Here is a 24,136-nt window from a genome sequence, read left to right as displayed (position 1 = left end):
CCGGCCGCAGGCGGCCTACGCACCTCAGGTACCGCGCGCGTTCAGGTCATGTCGTGGGGCTGGGCAGTCGATTCCAGCACGCTCAGCCACAAGTCACCGTCGGGCGAGACACTGTGCGTGCGATGAGTGACATACGGGATCGGTACGTGGACGAAACGGTGTCGCCGGCGACCGACTACCAGGTCGGTGCGCCCGGCCATCGCGGCGTGGACCGCCGTCTGCGCGAGTCGCGCGCAGTACACCGAATCGGCCGGGTCAGCCGGCACCGACCGGATGAAGTAACCCGGATCGAAGTACCGGACCAGCACCTCGGCACCCCGCGCGGCGAAGTCGTCGGCGATCCGCTCGCGCAGCAACCGGGCGATGTCGGCGAACTTGACATTGCCCGACGCATCCGTCGTCGCCGCGTCCGGCAGGTGCTCCTGCCCCGCGCCCTCGGCCACCACGATCACCGCGTGCCCCTGTTCGGCGACCCGGCGGCGCACCTGCGCCAGCACTCCCCGGTCGCCGTCGAGGGAGAACGGCACCTCCGGGATCAGCACGAAGTCGGCGTCGTGGTTGGCGATGGCCGAATAGCAGGCGATGAAACCCGCGTGCCGCCCCATGACCTTGACCAGGCCGACACCGTTGATCGCGGCCTCCGCTTCGATCTTGGCTGCCTTGATCGACTGCGCCGCGCGCGAATACGCGGTCTGGAAGCCGAAACTCTGCCCGATGTGCGGGATGTCGTTGTCGATGGTCTTCGGCACGCCGACCACCGCGATCCTCGCGTCACGGCGCAGCGCCTCCTTCGCGACCTGGTGCGCGCCGCGCATGGAACCGTCGCCGCCGATGACGAACAGGATGTCGATGCCACGGGCCTGCAGGGTGTCGACGACGACGCCGACGTCCTGCGCGCCGCGCGAGGAGCCGAGCACCGTGCCGCCGCGCTCGTGGATCGTCGCCACGAACTCGGGGGTCAAGGTGAGGGGTTCGAGGCCGGACACGGGCACGAGGCCGGCGTAGCCGTTGCGAAATCCGGTCACGTCGCTGACGCCGTAGTGCTCGTGCAGTTCGAGCACGAGGGCGCGGATCACGTCGTTCAGGCCTGGACACAGGCCGCCGCAGGTGACGATACCGACCTTGGTGTACGCGGGGTCGAAGAACAGTTTGGCTCGCGGCCCGCCGGCCTCGAACGTCGGCAGTTCGTCCAGCGGGAGGCTGCGGCGGCGGATCAGCTCGACGGTGTCGTCGAACAGCACTCGGTCGTCCTCACCGACGTAGTACTCGTTGGTCGCGCGTGTGCCGACATACGATGCCAACGGCGAGTCGACCGCGCACGGGCCGAGGCGGGTCACCTGCAAGTCAGCCAACGTCACCATTCGCTGAGTTTAGGGAATCGCTGATGTATTCGGGTTGCGCACCGCCCGCCGGACCCTGAGGTGTGAGGCCGCAAGCGGCCGAACCTCGAAGGGCGAAGGGACTCCGACCGTAGTTCATTTCGAGGCTCCGCTCGTTCCTCGCTACGCACTGGGGGTACCTCCCGCTCGCGGGGGACAATGAGCGGCCTCGACCTGTAAGTCATCAGATCCTTAGTCACGCCCTACGGCCCGAGGAACTCATCGTCGATGATCCGTCGTCGATACTCGGCCATGACCCTACTTGACAAATCCCACGCATTTTTCTTGACAGATCCCTCACGCGGAGAGTGCGTAGTCGTCGAGCGGAAAGCGGCCGGCCGAGGCGAAGGCGTTGAGCGTTGAGGTCGGCCGCAACAGCGTCGCTTCGCCGTGCTGGTTGAAGTAGTAGCTGCGCGAAGTGGCGCAGTCGCCGAGCGCGAACACCGACGATTCGATCCGCCGGCGCACCTGAGCGAGGAAGCGCGCGTTGGCCTCCTCGGTGACCTCGAAGCGCCGCGCACCACGGCGGTCGACCTCGGCCAGCAGCCGGTCGATGTGCTTCATCTGCGACTCGATCGTCGTGAAGTACGACAGCCCCGAGTACGACCACGGCGAGTTGAGGCTGAAGAAATTCGGGAAGCCAGGCACGCTGATGCCCTCGTAGGCCTGGAAGCGCTCGCTGCGCCAGAACGCACCCAGCTCGCGGCCGCCCACGCCGACGACCTCGAAGGCCGGGAAGTTCGCGTCCCACAGGTCGAACCCGGTCGCCAGGATCAGCGTGTCGATGTCGCGCCGCCGCCCGTCGGCGGTAACGATGCCGCGCTCGTCGATGCGGGCGATGGAGGTCGTCTCCAGGTCCACGTGCGCGGCGTTGAAGGTGCGGAAGTACGTGTTGGAGAAGGTCGGCCGCTTGCAGCCGAAGGAGTAGTCCGGCGTGAGTTGGCGGCGCAGGTCGGGGTCCTTGACCTGGGCGCGCAGGTGCAGTTTCGCCGCCGCCTCGGCGAGCCGGTTGAAGACACTCAGCCGCGCGTATTCGAGAACCCCGGTCACCATGATCGCCTCAAGGATCGCGCTGCCGATGTGCCGGGCGATCCGCTGGGTGAACGGCAGCCGGGCAAACATCCGCTGCGCCGCGCGGGGGACGGGGCCGTCGAGCTTCGGCGTGACCCAGATCGGCGTGCGCTGGTAGACGGTCAGCGATCCGGCCAGCCGGGCCACCTCGGGGACCAGCTGCACGGCCGTGGCACCGGTACCGATGACGGCGATGTCCTCGCCGGTCAGGTCGTGGTCGGCGTTCCACTTCGCGGTGTGGATCACCGTGCCGCCGAAGCTCTCCACGCCCTCGATGTCGGGCAGCCGGGGCTGGGAGAGGAAGCCGGTGGCGGTCAGCAGCAGCCGGGCGCGCACCGTGGTGCCATCGCTCTGGGTCACCGTCCACACGGCGCTCGCGTCGTCCCACTCCGCGCGCTCGACGGTGACGCCGAAGCGCATGAGCGGGCGCAGCCGGTACTTCTCGGCCACGTGATCGGCGTACGCCTTCAGCTCGGCACCGGGGGCGTAGAGCCGCGACCAGTACGGATTCGGCTCGAAGGAGTACGAGTAGGTCGAGGAGGGGATGTCGACGGCGATGCCCGGATAGCGGTTGACGTGCCACGTGCCGCCGAGGTCATCCTCGCGTTCGAGGATGACCAGGTCGCTGCGTCCCCGGTGGCGCAGGGCGATGGCCGCGCCCATCCCGCCGAATCCGGCTCCGACGATGACGGCGTCGTGGACATGGCTCTCCGTACGGGGTTGCGGCATGGTCCTACGCTTCCAGATACCGCCAGTATCCCGCAAGGGACCTGGGGAGAAAGTCCAAAAACTCGTGCTGACCTGCGCAAACAAAATCGTGGCGAGATGTGAGATGCATCCCTGTATCCACATGGTGAACGCCATCGCGGCTATCCTGGGGGCATGATCGGCGAGTTCGTGAAACGACAGACGAGCGTCTTCGACCGGGCCAGCATCCCGCGCGACGGCGCTCTGCGCCTCGTGCGCGTCGGCCGCGGCCCCGTCCAGGTCGTTGACGAATCGGTCGTGGTCCACCAGGCCTCCAGCCTGCGGGCACGGGTGCTGCAGCGCGGCCTGCGCATCGTCATCAAGCCCACGCTGACGCTGCTGCCCTTCAACGACCACACCATCAAACTGCTGCGCCGCATGGACGCCATCTCGGCCCTCGGCCCGCGCTCGCGCTACGTCGAACCCTTCGAGTACCGCCTCGGCGGCGTGCGCGTGGAGCAGATGGCCCACCGCTTCGGCCCCGACAGCGACCTGACGGTCCTGTACTTCCACGGCGGCGGCTTCTTCTCCTGCGGCATCGAAACGCACCGGCGCCTGTGCGAGCGCCTGGCCCTCATCACCGGCGGTAGCGTCATCTCCGTCGACTACATCCAACTGCCCGACGGCACGGTCGCCGACTCCGTCCAGGACGCGATCTCGGCCTACGTCGCCCTGCTGGAGCAGGTCCCGCACCCCGACAAGATCATCGTCGCCGGCGACTCGGCCGGCGGTTACCTGGCGATGAAGGTCGCCGAGATCGCCAAGCGCCGCGGCCTGCAGACCCCTGCGGCGATCATCGGCTTCTCGCCGCTGCTGAGCCTGGACCCCGACCGCTTCGACAAGGGCATCGAGAAGGTCAGCCGCATGAACGACGCCTACCTGCCGGTGCGCAAAGTACGGGTCGTGCGCCGCCGCTGGCTGTCCCGGGACAACGCCATCGAGGGATGCGAGTCCCCCCTGGACGCCGCCGAGTACATCGACGCGCCGACCTTTATGACCGCCGTCGAAGACGAGATGCTGCGCCCCGAGGTCGAGGCGATGGCCCTGCAACTGGCCGCACGCGGCGTCGAGGTGGAGACGCACCTGTGGCGCGGGCAGGTCCATGCCTTCCCGGTGCTGGCCGACCTGCTGCCGGAGAGCCGCGAGGCCGTGCGCCTGGCCGGCCGTTTCGCGCGCGTCGCGGTGGGCGAGCCGGTCAAGCCCGAAGCCAGCGAGGAGTCCGGCAGCGTCTCGGTCGAACCCATCGTCGGCGAGTTGGTGCCGGAAGAGCCGGTCGAGCAGCCGGTCATCGACGGCTACGTCGTCGGCGAGGCACCCACCGCCCCCGGACCCCAGGCCCAGCCCGCCGCGCCGCAGCCGAAGCGCAAGCAGCGCTGGTGGAGCCGCTGGCGCCGCCGTACCGCCTGAGTGGATGCGCGGATAGGCGCTGGCTGAGGTGCGTAGGCCGCTTGCGGCCGGAGCCTCGAAGCCTGCGGTGGTAGGTCATTTCGAGGCTCGCAAGCTCGCACCTCGATGACCGGATTCCGCCTATCCGCGCACGTTCTGAGGGCCGCGACGAACGGCAGGGGCCGCCGGGAAATACTTCCCGGCGGCCCCTGTCGCGTTCGGCCTACGAAGCCCGCTGGCTGAGGTGTGAGGCCGCCTGCGGCCGAGCCTCGAAGCCTGCCGTGGCAAGTCCCTTCGAGGCTGCTCCTTCGTCGCAGCACCTCAGGGACCGGGTGGGCCTACTCCTACTCGCTGTCGGCGGGGTTGAAGCTCAGTTTCGCACTGAATCCGATGACGTTGTCGCTCTCCTGCCACGTCGTCAGACCGAAGGCCTTGAGGAATGCCAGGTCGTCGGCATCACCGGTGTCAATGGCGTCGAAGGACTTGAGCGCGTCGATCACACCCGCGATGTCAACGTAGACACCGCCCATCGGGTTGTCCTGCTGGCTGATAACCGAGGAGAACGTCTCGGACTCACCCAGGCCGTCGTCACTCTCCAGCGTCTCGGCGGCATCGTCGTTCGTGGCGATGATGGCACCGCCGTCAGTCTCGGTGATGTCCAGGTCGGCCCCGGCGAAGTCCATGAGGTCTTCCAACACACCCGCCACATCACCGTCGGAGGTGATCTCGATTCCCGCGTTGAGGGTCTCCAGCGCCTCGGCCTCATCATCGGCGTTCTTGAGGTCCTCCACGCCCTCGGAACCGACGTAGAGGTTGAACTCCGTGCCCAGCAGCGTCGCCAGGTCGTCGGGCACCTTCAGGCCGGTCTCGCTCTCGAAGTCGTCGACCATGTCGTCGAACGACGGCGGTTCGCAGGTGTAGTCGTAACCGTACTCGTAGTCGTCGTAGTACGGGCAGGCATACGAGTCCAGCAGGTACAGCTCGGCCATCGGCGCGAAGGAATCCCAGCCCTCCTCGATCCACTGACCGCCGCCCACGATGGACACGCCGACCAGGGTGTCGGCCGGCAGGCCCGCGAGGCTGTCGGCATCGGGCGTCTCGAAGCCGTCCTCAAGCGTCGTTACGCCCGCAGCCTCCAGCGACTCCTCGCTCGCGCGGATGGTGAACGCCGCCGACTCGACCTTCGAGTAGGCCTGAACCATGTCGTGGACATCATCGGGCACATCGTCGCCGAACTCGTCGAGCGCTTCGTCGACCTTGCCCATGAGCGTGCGCTCGTCGTACCAGGCCGAGAAGATGCCGTCCTCGCCGAGGGCGTCCATGTCGGCCGAGAACCGGTCGTTGCTGGCCAGGGTGCCCTTGTCGGACGTGGCCTGGTCGATGGCGTCGGCGGCCTCCTGGCTCACCGCGACCACGGCGAAGCCGTCCCGGAAGACAATGCCCGGCTCCTCGTTGTCGAGGTCGAGACCGTCGGCGAGGTCGTCCATGACCCCGCACTCGGTCGCCAGCTTGGTGATGCCTTCGCGCGCCTTGTCCTCGTCGGTCACCTGAATGACCAGGGCGGTGTTCTCCGCGACGGACTGCGCGGTGTCCTGCTCGTCGTCGCTGATCTCGAAGTCGCCGATCAGCGCGATGCCGGCCCGCTCGCCGATCCACGGCTTGACGTCGGCGTCGTAGTCGACGTCGCAGGAACCCTCGATGTCGAACCAGTCGGTGAAAGCGACCTCACGCAGGTCGGCCTGGGAGTCGACGTCTTCCAGACCGAACTCCTCCTTGACCTCGGGCACCCGGTCGATGAGGTCCAGCAGTGCAACCTTCTGGCTGGCCGAGGGGTCGAGGTCGATCCGCGCGTAGGCCACGGTGCTCGCGGGCAGCGCGTCAGCCGGCTGCGGACCGCCGCCGCCGAGGGTGTTGTCCCACAGGACCTTCGCGCCGAAAGCCCCTCCGCCGACGAGAGCCAGGCCGACGACCCCGGCACCGATCTTCAGGGCTGCACCCCCGCCTCCACCGGCCGCCGCAGCGCCGCCTGCGGCGGGCGCGGTGTCGACCGGCGGTGGCGGCAGCATGCCGGACGGGCCAGGAGGCGGTGGCAGCGATTCGCTCATCGTTTTATCCCCACGTCAGTGATTCGGTGACCGCAACCGGTGTTGCGGCAAGTACTCGCAGAATAACCGCATTGCCCCGGACTCGCCGACCGAGAAACCGGCAGCCTTGACTGTTTCTTCGGCTGTCTCCATGCTGGAGGCGTGTCGACCCCGATCCCGCCCGCGCGCGTGCCGCAGGAAGAGCGCACCCGAGCCATGCGCCAGCGGCTGATGGAGGCCACCGTCGAATGCCTCGTCGAGTATGGGTGGACCGGCACCACCACGACCGTCGTCAGCAAACGGGCCGGCGTCAGCCGCGGGGCGCAGTTGCACCATTTCCCCACCAAGTCCGACCTCGTCATGGCCGCTCTCGACCATCTGTCCGAGCGGCGGCACACCGAGATCGCGGCTTCGGCCGCGCGGCTGCCTCCGGAACGGGGCCGCACCCGTGCCGCGCTCAACCTCATCGCCGACCTGTACGTCTCGCCGGTCTTCTTCGCTGCGCTCGAACTGTGGGTCGCGGCGCGCACCGACCCCGTGCTGCGCGAAGCCGTCGCCCCCCTGGAACGGCGTTTCGGCCGCGACGCGCACCGCTACACCGTGTCCCTGCTGGACATCGACGAGAGCCGGGGGCGCAATCGCCAGCTCGTGCAGGCGACCCTCGATCTGACGCGCGGCCTGGCCCTGGCGGCCTCGCTCAGCGACGACAGCGCCCGACGCGCCATGATCCTCGACGCCTGGGCCATCACCCTCGACCACGAACTAGACAAGGACCCCCGATGAGCACTGCGACTGCCGTCCTGGCCGACCTGGCCGCCGAGAGCGATCAGATCGACGACTGGGTGAGTACCCTGGACGACGCCGGCTGGGATACCGTCACCACCCCCGAGGGCTGGACCGTGCGGCACCAGATCGCGCACCTGATGTGGACCGACCGAGCCAGCCTGGCCGCCATCGCCGCCGGCGAGGAGTGGGACCAGCTGGTGCATCTGGCCCAGCAGGATCCGTTCGGCTTCGTCGACACCGAGACCGAACGGCTCGTGGAGATCGCGCCGGAATCACTGCTGCACCATTGGCGCGACTCGCGCACCCGGCTCGCGGGGGCGCTGGCGGCTGTGCCGGGCGGCACGAAGATCGCCTGGTTCGGCCCGCCGATGAGCGCGGCCTCGATGGCGACGGCGCGGCTCATGGAGAGCTGGGCGCACGGGTACGACATCGCCGACGCCCTCGGCATCGACGTGCCGCGCAGCGACCGGGTGCGGCACGTCTGCCATCTCGGGGTCCGCACCCGCAGCTTCGCCTATCTCATGCGCGGGAAGGAGGCCCCGGAGGCCGAGGTCCGCGTCGAGCTGGTCGGGCCGTCGGGCCAGGCCTGGACGTGGGGACCGGAAGACGCCGAGAACCGGGTCACCGGCAGTGCGTGGGATTTCGCCCTGCTGGCGACCCGCCGCCGGCATCGCGTCGATGTCGACGTGCGCGCCGAGGGCGAGGCGGCCGACGACTGGCTGAACGTCGTCCAGACCTTCGCCGGCCTGCCGGGCAACGACCCCAAGCCCCTCGCCGACCGCAGTTGAGGCCCGCAGCGGGCCACCGATCCCCTGGCAACCTCAGGGACCGGCGACCCTCCTCCGGTGGCTGAGGTGTGAGGCCGCTTGCGGCCGAGCCGCGAAGCCACCAGCGTCGGCGGGTCCCTTCGCCCTTCGAGGCTCGCAAGCGGGTCCTGAGGTGCCGCGAGGAACGAGCGGCCTCGAAGGGCGCACTCAGGCGGCGGCGAGGGAAGTGACGTCGCAGGTGCCGAGCGAGCCGAGGGTGTCCATCGTCCGCTGGTAGCTGGCGGCATTCCGCTGCGGCGTCGCCAACTGGATCCGATGCCCGGGAATCTGTACCTGCGCCGGCTGCACGGCCAGCGACGAGGTCAGAGCGCCGTCCGCATCGAGCGCCAGCGTCACCTGCGCGATCATCCCGTCCTGTGTCGGCACCGGCAGGCCCGCACTCGGCGACTGATTCGAGAGGAAGTTGCCCATCCCGTACAGCACATAGCGGTCGTTGATCTTCTCGCACGGCTGTACCACGTGGGCGTGCGTGCCCAGGATCAGATCGACGGCACCGGCCTCCAGCAGTTCGCGAGCGACCTCACGCTGATCCCCGGTGGGCTCGGCCTGGTACTCGACGCCCCAATGCAGGCTCACCACGACCAGATCGGCCCCGGCCTCGCGCGCCCGCTCGGCATCGCCGGCAATGCCGGCGGCCCCGACTGCGGCCCACAGCGTCCCGGACAGCCACGGAGCCGCCTCGGGCACCCGCGCATTGGGTTCGGTACTGTCGTTGAAGGCTGTGTAGCTATAAGCCAGATGCGCAATGGTCAGGTCACCGGCCCGCAGCATCGCCGGCTGCCCGGATCGTGCCGCGTCGGCCGACGGCCCGGCATAGGTCATCCCAGCACCTTCCACGACCGCCTGCGTGTCCCGCAGGCCGCTCATGCCCTGATCCAGGGTGTGATTCGACGCGAACTCGCAGCCGTCGAACCCGGCTCCGGCCAGCGCTGCGGCCAATTGCGGCGGACTGTTGAACACCATGCCCGCCGGCCGGTCGATATCGAGCGGATCATCGCTGATCGGTGCCTCCAAATGACACAGCGACAGCTGCGGCGCGCTCAACAACGGCGCGACCTCCGCGAACAGCGGCGCGAAGTCGTAGGCACCCGAGCGATTGCCCGCGAGCTGGTGAGCGCTACGGATCACCGGCGCATGGGGCAAAATCTCGCCCGATGCGCCGATGACGACCGACGCCGGCTCAGCCGGTGCCGCCGGGTTCCTCGCGGTGGAGGCGCTGGCCGGCGGCACCGGACCGGCACCCCCCCCCGGCGCGCCGCCCACAAAGAACGCGGTCAGCACCACGATGGCGAGTGCGAGCGCGATCCGCACGAACAAGGGGGAGAGCATCACCGAGAACTCTAGGCGATGACCACTGCGTCGCCGCCCGAGACGGCCGCCCTAGGGTCGGACCAAGGATGAACGAAGGGGTTCTCATGCGTGCAGTCGTCTGCCATCGAAGCGAGCTGACCGTCGAAGAGCTGCCCGAGCTGACGCCTGGCCGCGGCCAGGTGCTCGTGCGGGTGCTGCGGTCGGGCATCTGCGGATCGGACCTCCACGTGCGCCACCACGCCCAGCTCACCCACGACACCATCAGTGAGGTCGGCTATCACGACTTCATGACCCCCGACGACCGTGTCGTACTCGGTCACGAGTTCGTCGGCGAAGTGGTCGCCTACGGCCCCAAGACCCGCAGCCGCTGGCAGGCCGGCACCCGGGTCGTCTCGCTGCCCGTCCTCGGCACCGACGGCGGCGTGCAGATGACCGGCCTCACCCCCAAGGCCGGCGGCGGCTACGCCGAATACGTCCTGGTATCCGAGGCGATGACGATGGAGGTACCCGACGGGGTCAGCCTCGACCATGCCGCCATGACCGAACCCCTGGCCGTCGCCTGGCACGCCGTGCGCAAGGGCCACCTCGGCCGCAAGGACACCGCCGTCGTCATCGGCTGCGGTCCCATCGGGCTGGCCGTGATCCTGCTGCTCAAGGCCAGCGGCGTCAAGCGGGTGATCGCCAGCGACCCGTCGCCGGGTCGCCGCAATCTGGCTCGGCGCTGCAGGGCCGATGTCGTCATCGACCCGGCCCGTGAATCGCCGTGGCACGAGTTCGTCGACGACAAGCGATACCTGACCGATGCCGTCAGCTACCTGCGGCTAGGACTGACCACGATGGAGCGGCTGCGCCGGCTGCCGAAGGTGCCCTGGTGGCGTGCCTTCCAGGCCGCCGAGGTGGCCGGCGCGCTGCCGAAGGGTCCGGTGGTCTTCGAGTGCGTCGGCGTGCCCGGCATCATCGAACAGATCAGCACGCAGGCACCCATGCTGAGCCGCATCGTCATCGTCGGCGTGTGCATGGAACCCGACACCTTCCGGCCGGTCATGGCGGTCAACAAGGAACACGAGTTCCGCTTCGCGTTCGGCTACGACCCGGCCGAGTTCCGCCAGGTGCTCATGTGGCTCGCCGACGGCACCCTCGACCCCTCACCCCTGCATACCGGCACCGTGGGGCTGGACGGCGTCGCTGCGGCCTTCGATCAACTCGGCGATCCCGAGAAGCACGCGAAGATCCTCATCGATCCCACAGCCGAGTGAACGTCACTGGTCGGCGGAGGAGGACCGCCGGCCTGGGCGGAGGGCCGGCGGACCGATCACGGCCTGCTTGATGAGGTCGTAGGCGTGCGCCACGCCACTGAGCGCGTGCTCGGAGGCCTCGGTCCACGGCTCGCCTTCGGACAGATGGCGCTGCAACAGCGTCATGTACAAGGATCGGCGTGCCATGGGTCAACTCTACGGCGACAAAACGCGATATCGGCGGACCTGAAGCCCGCGTCTCGGCCTCACTAGGTAACCCGCATGAATCCCGGTGGGAAGGATGCCCCCTGACCTTCGCGGTGCGGCACCCGTCAGACGAGTCCGAGCAACGTTCGCCACGACTTTTCGGAGGTGAGTTCGGGTCGCGCGGCCCGCCATGCTTCGACGACACGCGGGCCTTCACGACGCAGCCTGCGCAACACCCGTCGACACTCACGCGCCTGCCGAAGAGTCTCTCTCCGCGAAAGAGAGCGCACGCGAAAAGCATCCTGCGAACAGTCGGTGGCAACGATCGTCCGAAAGGAACTCCCTTGCCACCACGGGGCCAACGACGGAAGAGCCACCTCCGGCATGACGCGCCCTCGCAACTGACCGATAAACCGCCGCAGTGATGCTTTATCCGCGTCGTCGGGGACCCAGTCCTCCTGACGCAACCGCACATGGCCGAGACCCCGCTCCCGCACCTCCTCGGCAGTCAACCGATGGGTGTCCGGGTATTTCGCTCGTAAGCGCATGACCGCCTCGAGATCCTCAGCGCCGCCCGCATCCAAGATCGCCGGACCGGCAAGGAACTGTTCGATCGCGAACAGAATGGTCGCGGTGAGTCCGTAGCGGTACTCGATCAATTGGTGTCGTAACCGAATAGCTAGCTTCTCCACCACCCCGGAAGGAACGAGATCGGTGTGCAGGGCCGCGTTGATGAGTGCGTTGCGTATCGCGAAGAACGCGATCGGGCTGTCCCAGTCCTTGAACTCGAAGTCCGCGTGCCACACCGCAGCACCGGGCAGCGTCACCGTCTGTACGCCTACCTCACGAGCACGCAGGCCAAGTTCGATGTCGTCGCCTTGAAAGAAGATCGGCAGAGGGAGGCCCACCTTGTCGAGCAACTCCGAGGGCACCAGGCACAACCACCATGCGTTGTACTCCACGTCAATCCGGCGAGCCGGTAGCGTCTCCAGCAGGTCGACGCCGTGCACCTCGTGGTCAACGGGCACGCCCCCACGCAAATCGGAGAAGTCCGTCTGCTCTCCGTGCGTCAGCAATACCGATGGATGGAACAACTTGAGCATCTGACCGCCGATGATCGTCGGATCACGCCGCTGGGCATCAAAAGCTACCAAGCGGAGCAACGACTCAGGTTCAAGTTGGATGTCATCATCCATGAGGATCGCCGCGAAGTCTGCGGACCGCGACAACCCGCGCAACTCGATCAACCCTCGAGTGAAGCCGCCCGCACCGCCGAAGTTTCCCTGCTGCACCACATGCAACCGCTCGCCCAGGTCCCTCGCGACTTCGCCGAAACCCTGGGCGTCGGTAACCAGTGCGCTGCCTTGGTCGACGACAACGATTCGGTCGATCAAGTCCAACACGGCTGGGTCCGACGCGATCCGCGCGAGCGTGGCAGTGCAGTAGGTCGGCCGGTTGTAGGTGCAGATCACCACGGAGGCTGATCGCGGCCTCCTCGTGCCCACCGCATCGACGCGCACGTCACCGACGGTCAGGTGACCATGTGTCGTACTTGCCTCCACCCAGATGTGCCCGGCCTCGAGATAACGGTCCACCGGTGCCTGAAGACGCAGCGTGAGCGGAACCTCACTGTCGAACTCCTCCTGGCTCACAATGCGGCTGCCTGAGAGGTGATCGTCGGCCATGACTCGCACTCGCCCTCGCCCGCTCACGGTCATGACGACATCGACAGCCGTCACCGTGGTCCACCGCTGCACGTAGGACACCGGCACCCGGCCAAAATACGTACATGTGCTGAGACTGGACCACGGGCCGAGAGATCCGGTGGTGCGGGTGCAGGCGACTTGTCCCGACGTGAGGACATAAAGCTCCTCCGGCACAGCGTCGAGCGGAGCGAACAACATACGTTGGATGACCTGTGTCATCGGCTGTGGTCGGGGGGAAGTGTCCACCGTGGAATCCTAAGGACGAATCTAGAGCCGCAGGCTAGAGCGCGTAGGCCGCTTGCGGCAGAAACCCCTCAGAGCCTACAGGGCAAGCCATTTCGCGATGGCCTCCCCGACGTCGCCTCTCCCCGACTGTGTTCCCCCTGTCTGTGCGGTGTCACACAGGTTGACCGTCGGCCAAAGGGATGACAACCCACTGGAGACTACGAGTAGATCGTCTCGGCGATCTGCCTCAGGTGTGCGGAATAGCCGGCCGACCGACCGGGAAGGTCACCCGGGTCTCCCGGAAGAACTGGGTCATCATGCAGCCCGATGATGGGCCAAGCCGACCCCCACGCTTCGACGGCCGCATGCTTGACACCGTAGTAGTCGTCGCTGACGTTCAAGGCCACCCCACGAGCGCCCTGGGAGGCCGCCAAAAGGTGCGGGTGGTACCGGGTCGAAATCCACTGTTGGTGGCCGCCGACGGGCAATCCCTGACGCATGAGTTCGGTGAACGACAGGAACCCGGCAGTCGGCCACCGATCACGCAAGGCCGAGAAGATCCGGCGGTCTAGCGGCGGATTGGCCTCGACGAAGCAGAGATCGTCGGTGACGCCCCACATCTCCAAGAGGCGGGTGACCTGTTGTTCGAGGAGATCGAAGCGATCATGTCCATCCTCCTGCGCGACGACGACGGTCCGAGGATGGTGACCGCCATGAGACACGTGGGTCCCCGTGCCGCCGAGGAAGACGTCATCGGGCGCCAAGTCGGCGACCCCTCTCAGTGCCGTCCGTGTCGACTCGTCGCGGACCGTCAGCACCGTGTAGGCATCGGCAGAATCTCGCCAGAGTTGAATCAACTCATCAGACATCGGCATCATGCCGAGGCCTGTAGCCGCCACAGGGATGCCTCGTCGATAATGCGCCCACCGCACGGCACCGACAAGGCCAGAGAAGACCGGATCGGCACCGGTCAGGTAGCCGCCACCGATGAGGTGGACACGGTCCGCAGTATGGAACGCTTCCAGGCCGGCCATCCACCGAGGGGCCAAGGAGGGGTTGTCGAGGATCCGTTCAACCCCAGCGGCCCGCTCCTGCGGCGTACCCTCACGCTCCCAACCACCAAGACGGCAGATCGTATCCACGAAGACTACTCGCGGATGAATGCCCTGGTGGAGGACCGAGGCACCCGACGGATTGGGGGTGTCGAGCCAGATTTCAGCATCGGGCCGGTGACGTGCCAACCATCGAAGCCACGCACGAGCGATTGCTTCGTCTCCGAAGTTCGGGTGACCTGGTACGCCGATGACGTACAAGCGCTCGGGGCGGCTACGACGGCGGCGGAGCATGCCCGCGAGCCTACTACGGAACGTGACCCAGCCGAGTCCTCCGATCAGCCGACCCCCTACGACCGCAAACCCCCGGACTGGCTCACCTAGACTGTCGAAGTGATCTTGCACGGGCACACACGGGCACACACGAGGGGAGCGCGCCGATGACGCGATCGACGAGTCTGTTGGTCACGGCCGCCGCTGGGGTGATGTTCGTCGGCGGGGCGATGGTCGGCTGGAACCTGCTGACCCAAAAGCCCGAGACCACCGACCCCGGGCCAAGCTGCACCGACCACCACGTCGCCGCAGGGGAAAACCTCACCGCGAACCTCATCGAGGTCGACGTGCTCAACGCCTCCGGGCGCAGCGGCCTGGCCAACCGGGTCAGCATCAACCTGCAGAGGCACGGCTTCCTCGCCGGCTCCATCGCCAACAGCACCAGCGAAATCCCCATCGATCAGGTCGCGATCTTCACCGAGGATCCCGAGGACCCGTTGGTGCAACTCGTAGCGCAGCAGTTCCAGGTCACGCCGCAGATCGTCGCACCCGATGTGAAGATCGGCGACGGCGTCACCGTGGTCGTGGGACCGAACTACACCGATCTGAACGAGGCCGCCCCGACGGAGATCACCGCCTCGCGCGACGTCGACGTGTGTGTCCCCGACCTCGAACTGTAAGAGCGTTCCGCCGCGGTCCCTGAGGTGCGACGAAGGAGCCTCGAACGGACCCCAACAACGGCCCGCTGTCTGGGTCCCTTCGGCCTTCGAGGGGATCCCTTCGCCCTTCGAGGCCGCAAGCTCCTCGCACCTCAGGGGCAGAGATCCTCCTACCGGCCCCAGTCGGCGAGCCGGCCGTGGCGCGCCACCGACGTCAGCCTCCGGTCGACCCGGTCGCGCACCTGGCGTGAGCTGACGATGAGCATCTCGTCGCCGACCATGATGCGGGTGTTCCTGGACGGGACGAGCGTCTCCTCGCCCCGCACGAGCAGCGACACCACCGCCCCCTGCGGCAGGCGCAGCTCCCCGACCTCCAGGCCGACGAACTTCGAGCCACTCGACACGCGCACCTGCAGCAGGTCGGCGGCAATGCGTTCGAGTGGTGCCGCCTCCACCTCGAGCTGGCGTACCTCGCCCAGCACGCCGCACCACGACGCCAGCACACCGAGCGGCGCGGCCTGGGCGAGGGTGTAGATCACCACCGCGACGAAGACGATGTTGAACAGGTCGTGCGAGCCGGGTACATCGTGGGCCAGCGGGATCGTCGCCAAGATGATCGGCACTGCGCCCCGCAGCCCGGCCCAGCCGAGGAACAGCTGCTCGCGCATGCGGATGCCGAACCACACGCCGCAGACGGCGATGGACAGCGGCCGGGCGACGAAGGTGAGGATCGCACCGACGGCGACGCCCATCCAGATGTGCCACCACGAGAACTCACCGGGACTGGCCAGCAGGCCCAGCATGACGAATAGCGCAATCTGCGCGAGCCATCCCACCCCCTCGACGAAGGACCGAGTCGCCATACGGTGCGGCAGCTCGGTGTTGCCCAGGATGAGCGCGGCCACGTAGATCGCGGCGAATCCGGACGCATGTACCGCAGCCGCCGAGGAGTACGCGAAGATCGTGAACGCCACCACGACGAGCGGATACAAACCGGAGGCCGGTAGTGCCACCCGCTTGAGCAGCGCACCGCCGAGGAGGCCGACGGCTGCGCCGAGGCCGATGCCGGCGACCACTTCGTAAACGATGAGCACCGCGAACGAGACGAGGCCGCCGTGGGCGAGGTCGCCGCTGCTGATCGCCAGCACCAGCACGACGATCGGTGCGTCGTTGAGGCCCGACTCGGCTTCGAGGGTGCCGCTGACCCGGTGCTTCAACGGCACGCTGCGCAACACGGAGAACACGGCGGCGGCGTCGGTGGGAGTGAGCACCGCAGCGAGCAGTATCGAGAGTGTCCAGTTCAGGTCCAACAACACATGGACCCCGACCGAGACGACCAGCACGCTGACCACCGAGCCGAGGGTCGCCAGGAGCAGCCCGAAGCCGATAGACGGGCGCACATGCGACCAGTTGGTCGTGATACCGCCCTCGGCGAGGATGAGCATGAGCGCCGAGAGGCCGAACGACAGGGCCAGGTCGGCGTTGTCGAATTCGATGCCGAGGCCGCTGGAACCGAGCAGCAGGCCGAGGGCCAGGTACATCAGCAGCGAGGGAAGCCCGGCGGTGACCGACAGCCGCACGGCGAGCACCGCAACGATCAGCACCGCAGACCCGATCAGCAGGAACTGGTCGAGGTCGTGGATGTCCACCGCCGCCTTCCGTCGAGGATCGGGTCGTAGCCGAAGTCTACCGGCCGGAGCCGACATCTGCGACGGCGCATCAGGCGAGCGGACCTGCGCAACAACGCGAAGACTCCCGGATCGCGTGTGATCCGGGAGTCTTCGCGCCCCTGAGGGCAACGTCGGGGTGACAGGATTTGAACCTGCGGCCTCATCGTCCCGAACGATGCGCGCTACCAAGCTGCGCCACACCCCGTGGCAGTCGTCAGCGTCAACGACCGGGGCGAGTCTACCCAGTCAGCGTGAGCAGTGTCGCCTCGGGTCGGCAGGCGAAGCGGATCGGCGCGTACGGGGAAGTGCCGAGGCCCGCCGAGACGTGCATCCAGGACGGCTCGTGTCCCGGCACCCGGTGGGTGTGCAGCCCCTTCGCGCGGGCGGTGTCGAGATCGCAGTTGGTGGCCAGCGCGCCGACGTACGGCAGGCACAACTGACCACCGTGAGTGTGCCCGGCGAGGATCAGCCGGTAGCCGAGCGTGTTCCATCGGTCGAGCACCCGCAGGTAGGGGGCGTGCGCGACGCCGATGGCCAGGTCCGCCCCCGGATCGGCGGGGGCGTCGTCGAGCACGTCGTACTCCAGGTGCGGATCGTCGACCCCGACGAACGCGAGCCGCTGGCCGCCGACGGTGAGCGCGTCGTGGCGGTTGGTCAGGTCCACCCAGCCGCGCCCGGTGAACGCCTCGCGCATCTGCTCGAACGGCAGGTCGGGCACCCGCTGCCAGGCCCCGCCGGAGGCGACGCCGGTGCCGCCCAGCAGGTAGCGCACGGGGTTCTTCGGCCGGGGGGAGAAGTAGTCGTTCGAGCCGAACACGAACACACCGGGCACGTCGAGCAGCGGTCCGTAGGCGTCGAGCACGGCCGGCAGCGCGTCGACGTGCGAGAGGTTGTCGCCCGTGTTGACGACGAGATCGGGTTCGAGGTCGGCCAGCGCCCGCAGCCACGCCTGCTTGCGGCCCTGCGAGGGCAGCATGTGCGCGTCGGACAGGTGCAAGATGCGCACCGGCCGCGACCCCGGAGCGAGCACCGGCACGGCGAACTCGCGCAGCGTAAACGCCCGCACCTCGATCAAGGCCCCCCAAGCAACTGCTGCGGCACTCGCTGCCGCAGCCCCTCCCAGGACGTGACGCACTCTCACGACCCCAGCGTTGCACACGACGCCTCGGGGCCGGCACCTGGCGTCATGGGTCAGACTGGGGGTATGGCTGAACTCAAGGACCGTCTGCGCGCCGACCTGACCACCGCTCTCAAGGCCCGTGAGGCACTGACCGCCTCGACGATCCGCCTGGTGCTCACGGCGATCAGCAACGCCGAGGTCGCCGGCACCGAGGCGCGCGATCTGTCCGATGACGAAGTCCTCGACGTCATCGCCAAGGAGGCCAAGAAGCGCCGCGAGTCGGCCGAGGCATTCGAGGCCGGCGGCCGCCCCGAGCTGGCCCAGAAGGAGCGCGACGAGGCCGCGATCCTGGCCGGCTACCTGCCGGAGGCGCTGAGTGCCGAGGAGATCGCCGCGATCGTGACGGCGGCGGTGCAGGACATCGGCGCGGCGGGCGAGGGGATGAAAGCCATGGGACGGGTCATGGGCGTCGTGCAGCCCCAGGTCAAGGGCCGCGCCGACGGCGGGGTCGTCGCCGCCGAGGTCAAGCGCCAACTCGGCGCATAAGGTTCGCGGGTAGGCGATTCCGCAGATAGGCGGAGCCGGTCGTTGAGGTGCGAGCTTGCGAGCCTCGAAATGACCACCACCGCAGGCTTCGCCCTTCGAGGCTCCTCGTTCCTCGTCGCACCTCAGGGACCGGCCTGGCGCGCGGGGAGGTCCGCTGGCTGAGGTGGGTCCCTTCGAGGCTCAGGCACCGGGTGCCTACGGGGTGACGACGGTGACGTTCGGGTCAGTCTGCTGGTTCGCCGGGGGCGTGGTGGGAGTCGTGGTCGGTGTCGGCGACGGGTTTGCCGACGGTTGGCGTGACGGCGGCGCGGCGAAGTCGACCGGACTCAGGTAGTTCTGGATCACCTTCATCGCGCGTGCCCACATCGGACCGGCCACCGAACTGCCAGCCGCGTTACCGCCGCGCAGGGCGATGGGGATGCCGTCGGCGTCGGCCCCGGCGATCATCGCCGCCGTGGACAACTCCGGCGTGTAGCCGACGTACCAGACGGCCTTGGCCGAACTCGTCGTACCGGTCTTGGCCGCCGAGGGAATGTTCAGGCCGGTGCCGTGGGAGTAGCCGAAGCCGCCCGGTTCCTGCAGGCCGCGAGTAATGTCGTTGATCTGCGCGGCGACCTCTTCGGAGAACACCCGCGTGCATTCGGGCTGGTAGGTCTTGAGCACGTCACCTTCGTGGTCGAGGATCTCGGCGATGGGCTGCGGCTTGCAGTACATGCCGCCCGAGGCGGGCACGGCGTAGGCCGCAGCCATGTCGAGCGCGCTGACGTCGGTGACACCCAGGGTGAACGAGGGGACGTGGCTGGTCGGCCGCCCGTCGGACCCGTCCGGCACCTCAATGCCCATGGCCTCGGCCATCTGGATGGTCTTGCACAAGCCGACCTTGGCCTCGAGTTGCGCGAAGTAGGTGTTCACCGACAGCCGCATACCCGTGTACATGTTCATGGTGCCCGACGAAGTGGAGTTGCTGACCGTCCACTTGCCGGTGCCATCGCCGTTGCAATCGAAGTACGTGCCCGACGGCAGGGTCATGGTCGCGGGCGAGTTGAAACTCGTTGTCACGGGTAGCCCTGCGTTGAGCGCGGCGGCGAGGGTGAACATCTTGAACGTCGATCCGGCCTGGAATCCGGCGGAATCGCCATACTGCGTGGGCACGGCGAAATTGATGTAGGACTGTCCGGCGGCCTTGTCACGGCCCATCGGTCGCGACTGCGCGACACCGCGGACTTTGCCCGAACCCGGTTCGACGAGGGCCAGCGCACCGATGGCGTTCTCGGTGGGCGTCACGCTGGCGGCGACCGCGTCGTTGATCGCGGTCTGCATGTTGAGGTCGATGTTGGACTTGATCGTCAGGCCGCCGCGCTCCAACCGCTCGCGGCGCTCCTCGACCGTGCTGCCGAGGGCCGGCTCGTCGAGCAGATAGCGGCGCGCGTAGTCGCACGAGAACGCAGCCGTGGAGGACACGCAGCCGTTCGGGAACTCGGTCACGTGGAGATCCAGGCCGGTCGCCTGCAACTCCTGGGACTCCGACGCGCTGATCTTTCCCTGATCGGCCATGACCGACAAGACGGTGTTGCGGCGCTGCAGCGAGCGCTCGGGGTAGACGTTCGGGTCGAACTCCACGGGATTCTTGACCAGACCGGCAAGCATCGCCGCCTGCGCGGTGGTCAACTGGTCGGGCGTCACCGAGAAGTAGTGCGAGGCTGCGGCAAACACCCCGTACGCGCCGTCACCGAAGTAGGCGATGTTGAGGTACTTCGCCAGGATCTCGTCCTTGGTGTACCGCTCTTCCATATCGATGGCCAGGCGCAACTCGCGCATCTTGCGCGCCAGTGTCTGCTCGGTCGCGGCCTTCTTCTGCTCGTCGGTGCTGGCCTGCTGGAGCAGGGTCATCTTGACGAGCTGCTGGGTGATCGTGGAGCCGCCCTGGGTGGAGCCGGCGGCGGCGTTGTTGAACGCGGCGCGCAGGGTGCCTTCGAGGTCGAGCGCGCCGTGCTCGTAGAAGCGATGGTCTTCGATGGCCAAGATCGCATCGCGCATGACCGGCGCGATCTGGTCGAGCGGAACGTCCTGGCGGTTCTCCTGGTAGAAGTACGCGATCAACTCGCCGCCGGCGGCGTACAGACGGCTGGTCTGCGCATTCGGAGTCTCGGGCAACTCGAGCGGCAGCGTCATCACGTCGTCGACGACCCGGGTGAAGGTGTAGGTCGTCAGGGCCGCAGCCGGTGTGACGATAAAAGCCACCAGCAGGCCCGCGATGCCCGAGAGCCGCAAGATCGACATGACAGCCGCGCCGGGCGAAGGCGGACGGTGCTCATCGCGGACACGGCGACGCAGACGGCCAACGCGCCCGCTCGTCGCGGTGGCGGTAGCCGCAGCGACTTTGTCCCACTCCATGCGCTTAGGGTACGGGACGCGCTTCCACGCAGGCGACGACCCATGCGCTTGAAGGAGCCTCCCACGACGGCTGCGGACTACGGCATTCCTAGTCCGAAAGGACTAGACAGAAACACTCCCTGCGGCCCTGCCGGAAACGTTCAGGTTTTTCGTACGGTCGTCCCAGACACCTTCGCCCCGCCCTGCCGGGGTGACCTCGGGAGGTTGATCGATGACGTGGAACGAGAACTGGGCCGCCCATGCGGCCTGCCGTGGGCGAACCGAGGAGTTATTCGTCCAGGGCGCTGAGCAGAACCGTGCCAAGGTCGTCTGCACGCACTGTCCGGTGGCCGCCGAATGCCTGGCCGAGGCACTCGACAACCGGATCGAATGGGGCGTCTGGGGCGGAATGACCGAGCGAGAGCGCCGCGCGCTGCTGCGCCGTCGCCCGCACGTGACCCAGTGGCGTCGCGTCCTCCAGCCCGCCTGAGAGACGTACCGATAGGTCCCTTCGAGGCTCGTCGCAAGCTCCTCGCACCTCAGGGACCAGGCCTCGCTCAGCGGGCGAGGAGGTCGCCGACGCGGCGCAGGCCGTCGAGGTCGTGGACGTCACTCGACAGCGCGGTGACCGGCACCTGCGCCACCCCCGGATGCGACCGGGCGAAACTCTCCCGCTCGCGCCGCTCCCGACCAGCCAGAGCCAGACGCTCGGCATGGACGGCCAGCAGCTCGGCCACCTGCCGCTGCAGCGCGTCACCCTCGGCGAGCCGGGCGATGGCCGCCTGCGCCGCCGCCAGATCGATCTGATCGGCGACGTCGTCGTGAACCCGGTTGACGACCAGCCCGGCCAGCGGCATCTGATCGCCGGCGAGTCGTTCGACGAAATAGGACGCCTCGCGCACCGCCGCCGGCTCGGGCGAGGCCACCACCACGAACGCCGTCCCCGGCGCCTTGAGCAGCGCATACGTGGCCTCGGCGCGCTGCCGGAAACCGCCGAACAGCGTGTCGAAGGCCGCCACGAAGGTCTGCACGTCGCTGAGGACCTGGGCACCGAGGATCTTGTTGATCGCCCCGGTGACCAGGCCGAACCCCGCGCTGAGCAGGCGAGCCGGACCCTTCGCCGGGGCGAGCAGCAGCTTGATGAAACGCCCGTCCAGCATCGACGACAGCCGCTCGGGCGCGTCGAGGAAGTCCAGCGCCGAGCGCGACGGTGGGGTGTCCACGACGATGAGGTCCCAGGCACCGCTCGCGTGCAACTGCCCCAGCTTCTCCATCGCCATGTACTCCTGCGTGCCCGCAAAGGAACTGGACAGCGCCTGGTAGAACGGGTTGGCGAGGATCTGCCGCGCCTTCTCCGCGCTCGCGTGCGCCTCGACCACCTCGTCGAAGGTGCGCTTCATGTCGAGCATCATCGCGTCGAGCGAGCCGCCGTTCGCGCCCGCGCCGGCGACCGAGCGGGGCGTGTTGTCCAGCTCGGTCAGCCCCATCGACTGCGCGAGCCGCCGTGCCGGGTCGATGGTCAGGACACACACGCGGCGGCCGGCGTCGGCGGCCCGCATGGCCAGCGCGGCCGAGGTCGTCGTCTTGCCGACCCCGCCCGATCCGCAGCACACGACGATCTCGACGGACCTGTCGGCGATCAGCGCATCGACATCGAGCGTGCCGCGCACGTCGCGGGCCACCACCCGGGGCCGGGTGCGGGCGCGGCGGGCGTCCGGTGCCGTGCGGGCGCGGGGACTCATGCCAGGCTCCCCTCGCGCAGCAACCCGGCCAGTTCCAGCAGGCCGCCGAGGTCGGTCCGCTCCACGACGGGCAGTTCGACCGTGGGCGTGGCGTCGGCGGCCAGCAGGTCGCGCTGGGACTGCTGGAGCGCCTGCCGTTCCAGGTGCCCGCGGCCCCCAGCCAGCAGCGCGGCGGCGACGTCGGGATCGAGTCCGGCCCCGGTGAGCACGCCGGCGACCGCAGCGGCATCCAGGATGCCGTCCTCCAGCGCGGCGGCGGTCTCGTCCGACACCAGCGCCGCGCGGACCAGGTTGACCACCACGTGCCCCACCGGCAGCCCGGCCGCGTGCAGTTCGGCGATGCCGTCGAGCGTCTCCTGCACCGGCATCTCCTCCAGCACCGTGACGAGGTGGACACGGGTCGCCTCCGAACGCATCATCTCGGTGATCGCGTCGGATTGGCGGCGGATCGGTCCCACCTTGGCCAGGCCGGCCACCTCGGCGCTGACGTTGAGGAAGCGCGTGATCCGCCCGGTCGGCGGCGCGTCGATGACGATGGCGTCGTACAGCGGCCCGGTGTCCTGGTGTTGGCCGCGGCGGCGGGCGATCTCGTAGATCTTCCCGGTCAGCAGCACATCACGGACCCCCGGCGCGATGGTCGTGGCGAAGTCGATGACGCCGAACCGGTCGAGCGCTTTGCCGGCGCGGCCGAGCCGGTAGAACATGTCGAGGTATTCCAGGAGCGCCGATTCGGCGTCGATGGCCAGGGCGAACACCTCACCGCCGCCCAGCCCGGTGGCGACGCGCCGCTCCTCGTACGGCAGCGGGGCCACGTCGAGCAGTTGCGCGATGCCCTGGCGCCCCTCGACTTCGCACACGAGGACGCGCTGGCCCCGGTCGGCGAGGGCGAGCGCCAGCGCCACGGCAGTCGTGGTCTTACCGGTGCCCCCCTTGCCGGTCACGACATGCAAGGCGGTGGACGACACGGAAGGCAGCCTAGCGAGGACGCCGGCCGGCGGGGCCAGGGTGAGGGAAAACCCCCTTGGCACCGGGGAGGCCGCAGCCCTAGCGTGACGATCGGATCGTCCCTGTCCCTTCGTCCCCGGGAGTCTCCGTGCGCCGTCTCCGTTTCGCCTCCGCCGTCCTGCTGCCCCTCGCCCTGGTGCTCGCCGGGTGCGGTGATGACGACACGACCGCCGATTCGCCCGATCCCTCCGACTCCGTCAGCCAGGCCGACGAGGCCCCCACCGAGGCTCCGGAGGCGTGCGACGTGCTCTCGGCCGACGACGCCAGCGCGGCTGCGGGGTTCACGGTGACCGCCGAGAGCGGGCCGCTCGGCGCGTGTGAGTACGACCAGGAGGACCCGACGGCCACCAGCTTCTCGCTGGACCTGATGGTGCAGTCCGACCTCGGCGGCTCCTTCGACGACTATCTCGCCGCCATGCAGGCACCGCTGGAGGTCGAGGACGAGAGCACGCCGGACCTCGGCGAGGGTGCGCGCATCCTCACCGGCACCGCGTCGGGTTTCAGCATGACGACCGGTGCCGCCTACGAGGACGGCGTGCTCTACACCGTCACGGTGACGCCGGGGTCGGACCTGGATTCGGCCGGTGAACTGGCACTGACCGAGGCCCTGCTGCGCGCAGCCCTCGACGCCGCTTGACCTTTCGCCCTTCGAGGCTCGGGCGCGGGGAGTCCGGTCCCTGCCTCGAAGGGCGCGCCTCAACGACCGGGTGCGGGGCGGCATCGACCGTTCCC

At 68.3% G+C, this 24,136-nt stretch carries 20 protein-coding genes and 1 tRNA gene; 8 read left to right on the top strand and 13 right to left on the bottom strand.

Features of this window, described 5'->3' with window-relative positions; translation table 11 throughout:
• Positions 1–41: 41 nt before the first annotated feature.
• Together QM597_RS08915 and QM597_RS08910 are read right to left on the bottom strand one after the other, a co-directional pair.
• Positions 42–1,361: an ATP-dependent 6-phosphofructokinase gene (locus tag QM597_RS08915; RefSeq protein ID WP_415004526.1), complete on the bottom strand. Its 1,320-nt coding sequence runs from the start codon at positions 1,359–1,361 to the stop codon at positions 42–44.
• 315 nt (positions 1,362–1,676) lie between these two features.
• Positions 1,677–3,179, bottom strand: coding sequence for a flavin-containing monooxygenase (locus QM597_RS08910; RefSeq protein WP_415004525.1), 1,503 nt, complete (start codon positions 3,177–3,179; stop codon positions 1,677–1,679).
• A gap of 153 nt (positions 3,180–3,332) precedes the next feature.
• On the opposite strand from QM597_RS08910, the gene QM597_RS08905 reads away from it, so the two are divergent.
• On the top strand, positions 3,333–4,604 hold the full coding sequence (locus QM597_RS08905; RefSeq protein WP_415004524.1) for an alpha/beta hydrolase: 1,272 nt from the start codon (positions 3,333–3,335) through the stop codon (positions 4,602–4,604).
• 323 nt (positions 4,605–4,927) lie between these two features.
• On the opposite strand, the gene QM597_RS08900 is transcribed toward QM597_RS08905, so the two are convergent.
• On the bottom strand, positions 4,928–6,688 hold the full coding sequence (locus tag QM597_RS08900) for a DUF3352 domain-containing protein (protein WP_415004523.1): 1,761 nt from the start codon (positions 6,686–6,688) through the stop codon (positions 4,928–4,930).
• A gap of 141 nt (positions 6,689–6,829) precedes the next feature.
• Here QM597_RS08900 and QM597_RS08895 point away from each other — a divergent pair, with 141 nt between their 5' ends.
• Both QM597_RS08895 and QM597_RS08890 read left to right on the top strand, forming a co-directional pair.
• Complete coding sequence (locus QM597_RS08895) at positions 6,830–7,450, top strand: TetR/AcrR family transcriptional regulator (RefSeq protein ID WP_415004522.1); 621 nt, start codon at positions 6,830–6,832, stop codon at positions 7,448–7,450.
• Entirely contained in the window at positions 7,447–8,241 is a 795-nt protein-coding gene (locus QM597_RS08890) for a TIGR03084 family metal-binding protein (protein ID WP_415004521.1), read from the top strand. The genes QM597_RS08895 and QM597_RS08890 overlap by 4 nt, the downstream gene beginning before the upstream one ends.
• A 186-nt stretch (positions 8,242–8,427) precedes the next feature.
• On the opposite strand, the gene QM597_RS08885 is transcribed toward QM597_RS08890, so the two are convergent.
• Entirely contained in the window at positions 8,428–9,609 is a 1,182-nt protein-coding gene (locus QM597_RS08885; RefSeq protein WP_415004520.1) for a CapA family protein, read from the bottom strand.
• Positions 9,610–9,695: 86 nt separating this feature from the next.
• On the opposite strand from QM597_RS08885, the gene QM597_RS08880 reads away from it, so the two are divergent.
• Positions 9,696–10,847, top strand: a complete 1,152-nt coding sequence (locus QM597_RS08880) for a zinc-binding dehydrogenase (protein ID WP_415004519.1) — start codon at positions 9,696–9,698, stop codon at positions 10,845–10,847.
• Positions 10,848–10,850: 3 nt separating this feature from the next.
• Here QM597_RS08880 and QM597_RS08875 read toward each other — a convergent pair whose 3' ends face one another.
• The 3 genes from QM597_RS08875 to QM597_RS08865 form a co-directional block, all read right to left on the bottom strand.
• Positions 10,851–11,033, bottom strand: a complete 183-nt coding sequence (locus tag QM597_RS08875) for a hypothetical protein (protein WP_415004518.1) — start codon at positions 11,031–11,033, stop codon at positions 10,851–10,853.
• Between the two features lie 125 nt (positions 11,034–11,158).
• Positions 11,159–12,985 carry a glycosyltransferase gene (locus QM597_RS08870; RefSeq protein ID WP_415004517.1) on the bottom strand — a complete coding sequence of 609 codons (1,827 nt, stop codon included), beginning with the start codon at positions 12,983–12,985 and terminating at the stop codon, positions 11,159–11,161.
• A gap of 197 nt (positions 12,986–13,182) precedes the next feature.
• Entirely contained in the window at positions 13,183–14,310 is a 1,128-nt protein-coding gene (locus QM597_RS08865) for a polysaccharide pyruvyl transferase family protein (protein WP_415004516.1), read from the bottom strand.
• Positions 14,311–14,456: 146 nt separating this feature from the next.
• Between QM597_RS08865 and QM597_RS08860 the strand changes: the two genes are divergently transcribed.
• Positions 14,457–14,969, top strand: coding sequence for a LytR C-terminal domain-containing protein (locus tag QM597_RS08860; protein WP_415004515.1), 513 nt, complete (start codon positions 14,457–14,459; stop codon positions 14,967–14,969).
• A 149-nt stretch (positions 14,970–15,118) separates the two neighbouring features.
• On the opposite strand, the gene QM597_RS08855 is transcribed toward QM597_RS08860, so the two are convergent.
• The 3 genes from QM597_RS08855 to QM597_RS08845 form a co-directional block, all read right to left on the bottom strand.
• Positions 15,119–16,597 carry a potassium/proton antiporter gene (locus tag QM597_RS08855; RefSeq protein WP_415004514.1) on the bottom strand — a complete coding sequence of 493 codons (1,479 nt, stop codon included), beginning with the start codon at positions 16,595–16,597 and terminating at the stop codon, positions 15,119–15,121.
• 152 nt (positions 16,598–16,749) lie between these two features.
• Positions 16,750–16,823: transfer RNA gene (locus QM597_RS08850), tRNA-Pro, on the bottom strand.
• Positions 16,824–16,856: 33 nt separating this feature from the next.
• On the bottom strand, positions 16,857–17,759 hold the full coding sequence (locus QM597_RS08845; protein WP_415004513.1) for a metallophosphoesterase: 903 nt from the start codon (positions 17,757–17,759) through the stop codon (positions 16,857–16,859).
• 63 nt (positions 17,760–17,822) lie between these two features.
• Between QM597_RS08845 and QM597_RS08840 the strand changes: the two genes are divergently transcribed.
• Positions 17,823–18,284 carry a GatB/YqeY domain-containing protein gene (locus tag QM597_RS08840; RefSeq protein ID WP_415004512.1) on the top strand — a complete coding sequence of 154 codons (462 nt, stop codon included), beginning with the start codon at positions 17,823–17,825 and terminating at the stop codon, positions 18,282–18,284.
• A 195-nt stretch (positions 18,285–18,479) separates the two neighbouring features.
• Here QM597_RS08840 and QM597_RS08835 read toward each other — a convergent pair whose 3' ends face one another.
• Positions 18,480–20,678 carry a transglycosylase domain-containing protein gene (locus QM597_RS08835; protein ID WP_415004511.1) on the bottom strand — a complete coding sequence of 733 codons (2,199 nt, stop codon included), beginning with the start codon at positions 20,676–20,678 and terminating at the stop codon, positions 18,480–18,482.
• Positions 20,679–20,889: 211 nt separating this feature from the next.
• On the opposite strand from QM597_RS08835, the gene QM597_RS08830 reads away from it, so the two are divergent.
• Positions 20,890–21,147: a WhiB family transcriptional regulator gene (locus tag QM597_RS08830; RefSeq protein WP_415004510.1), complete on the top strand. Its 258-nt coding sequence runs from the start codon at positions 20,890–20,892 to the stop codon at positions 21,145–21,147.
• Between the two features lie 67 nt (positions 21,148–21,214).
• Here the strand turns inward: QM597_RS08830 and QM597_RS08825 are convergent, their stop codons facing one another.
• A complete protein-coding gene (locus QM597_RS08825; protein WP_415004509.1) occupies positions 21,215–22,399 on the bottom strand; it encodes an ArsA family ATPase in 1,185 nt (394 codons plus the stop codon).
• On the bottom strand, positions 22,396–23,364 hold the full coding sequence (locus QM597_RS08820; RefSeq protein WP_415004508.1) for an ArsA-related P-loop ATPase: 969 nt from the start codon (positions 23,362–23,364) through the stop codon (positions 22,396–22,398). The genes QM597_RS08825 and QM597_RS08820 overlap by 4 nt, the downstream gene beginning before the upstream one ends.
• A gap of 128 nt (positions 23,365–23,492) precedes the next feature.
• Here QM597_RS08820 and QM597_RS08815 point away from each other — a divergent pair, with 128 nt between their 5' ends.
• Positions 23,493–24,041 (top strand): hypothetical protein, encoded by a 549-nt coding sequence (locus QM597_RS08815; protein ID WP_415004507.1) that lies wholly within the window; start codon positions 23,493–23,495, stop codon positions 24,039–24,041.
• Positions 24,042–24,136: the final 95 nt, after the last annotated feature.

Origin of the sequence: Aeromicrobium sp. (assembly GCF_047607065.1) — a bacterium.
Lineage (GTDB): Bacteria > Actinomycetota > Actinomycetes > Propionibacteriales > Nocardioidaceae > Aeromicrobium.
Note: the sequence above shows the minus strand (reverse complement) of the source record. Positions and strands in the feature narration are given on the sequence as shown.

Coding starts and splice junctions, on each gene's coding strand:
- QM597_RS08860 (WP_415004515.1), top strand. CDS start 14,457: ATGACGCGATCGACGAGTCTGTTGGTCACGGCCGCCGCTGGGGTGATG.
- QM597_RS08915 (WP_415004526.1), bottom strand. CDS start 1,361: ATGGTGACGTTGGCTGACTTGCAGGTGACCCGCCTCGGCCCGTGCGCG.
- QM597_RS08830 (WP_415004510.1), top strand. CDS start 20,890: ATGACGTGGAACGAGAACTGGGCCGCCCATGCGGCCTGCCGTGGGCGA.
- QM597_RS08825 (WP_415004509.1), bottom strand. CDS start 22,399: ATGAGTCCCCGCGCCCGCACGGCACCGGACGCCCGCCGCGCCCGCACC.
- QM597_RS08890 (WP_415004521.1), top strand. CDS start 7,447: ATGAGCACTGCGACTGCCGTCCTGGCCGACCTGGCCGCCGAGAGCGAT.
- QM597_RS08880 (WP_415004519.1), top strand. CDS start 9,696: ATGCGTGCAGTCGTCTGCCATCGAAGCGAGCTGACCGTCGAAGAGCTG.
- QM597_RS08835 (WP_415004511.1), bottom strand. CDS start 20,678: ATGGAGTGGGACAAAGTCGCTGCGGCTACCGCCACCGCGACGAGCGGG.
- QM597_RS08910 (WP_415004525.1), bottom strand. CDS start 3,179: ATGCCGCAACCCCGTACGGAGAGCCATGTCCACGACGCCGTCATCGTC.
- QM597_RS08885 (WP_415004520.1), bottom strand. CDS start 9,609: ATGCTCTCCCCCTTGTTCGTGCGGATCGCGCTCGCACTCGCCATCGTG.
- QM597_RS08905 (WP_415004524.1), top strand. CDS start 3,333: ATGATCGGCGAGTTCGTGAAACGACAGACGAGCGTCTTCGACCGGGCC.
- QM597_RS08875 (WP_415004518.1), bottom strand. CDS start 11,033: ATGGCACGCCGATCCTTGTACATGACGCTGTTGCAGCGCCATCTGTCC.
- QM597_RS08865 (WP_415004516.1), bottom strand. CDS start 14,310: ATGCTCCGCCGCCGTCGTAGCCGCCCCGAGCGCTTGTACGTCATCGGC.
- QM597_RS08900 (WP_415004523.1), bottom strand. CDS start 6,688: ATGAGCGAATCGCTGCCACCGCCTCCTGGCCCGTCCGGCATGCTGCCG.
- QM597_RS08840 (WP_415004512.1), top strand. CDS start 17,823: ATGGCTGAACTCAAGGACCGTCTGCGCGCCGACCTGACCACCGCTCTC.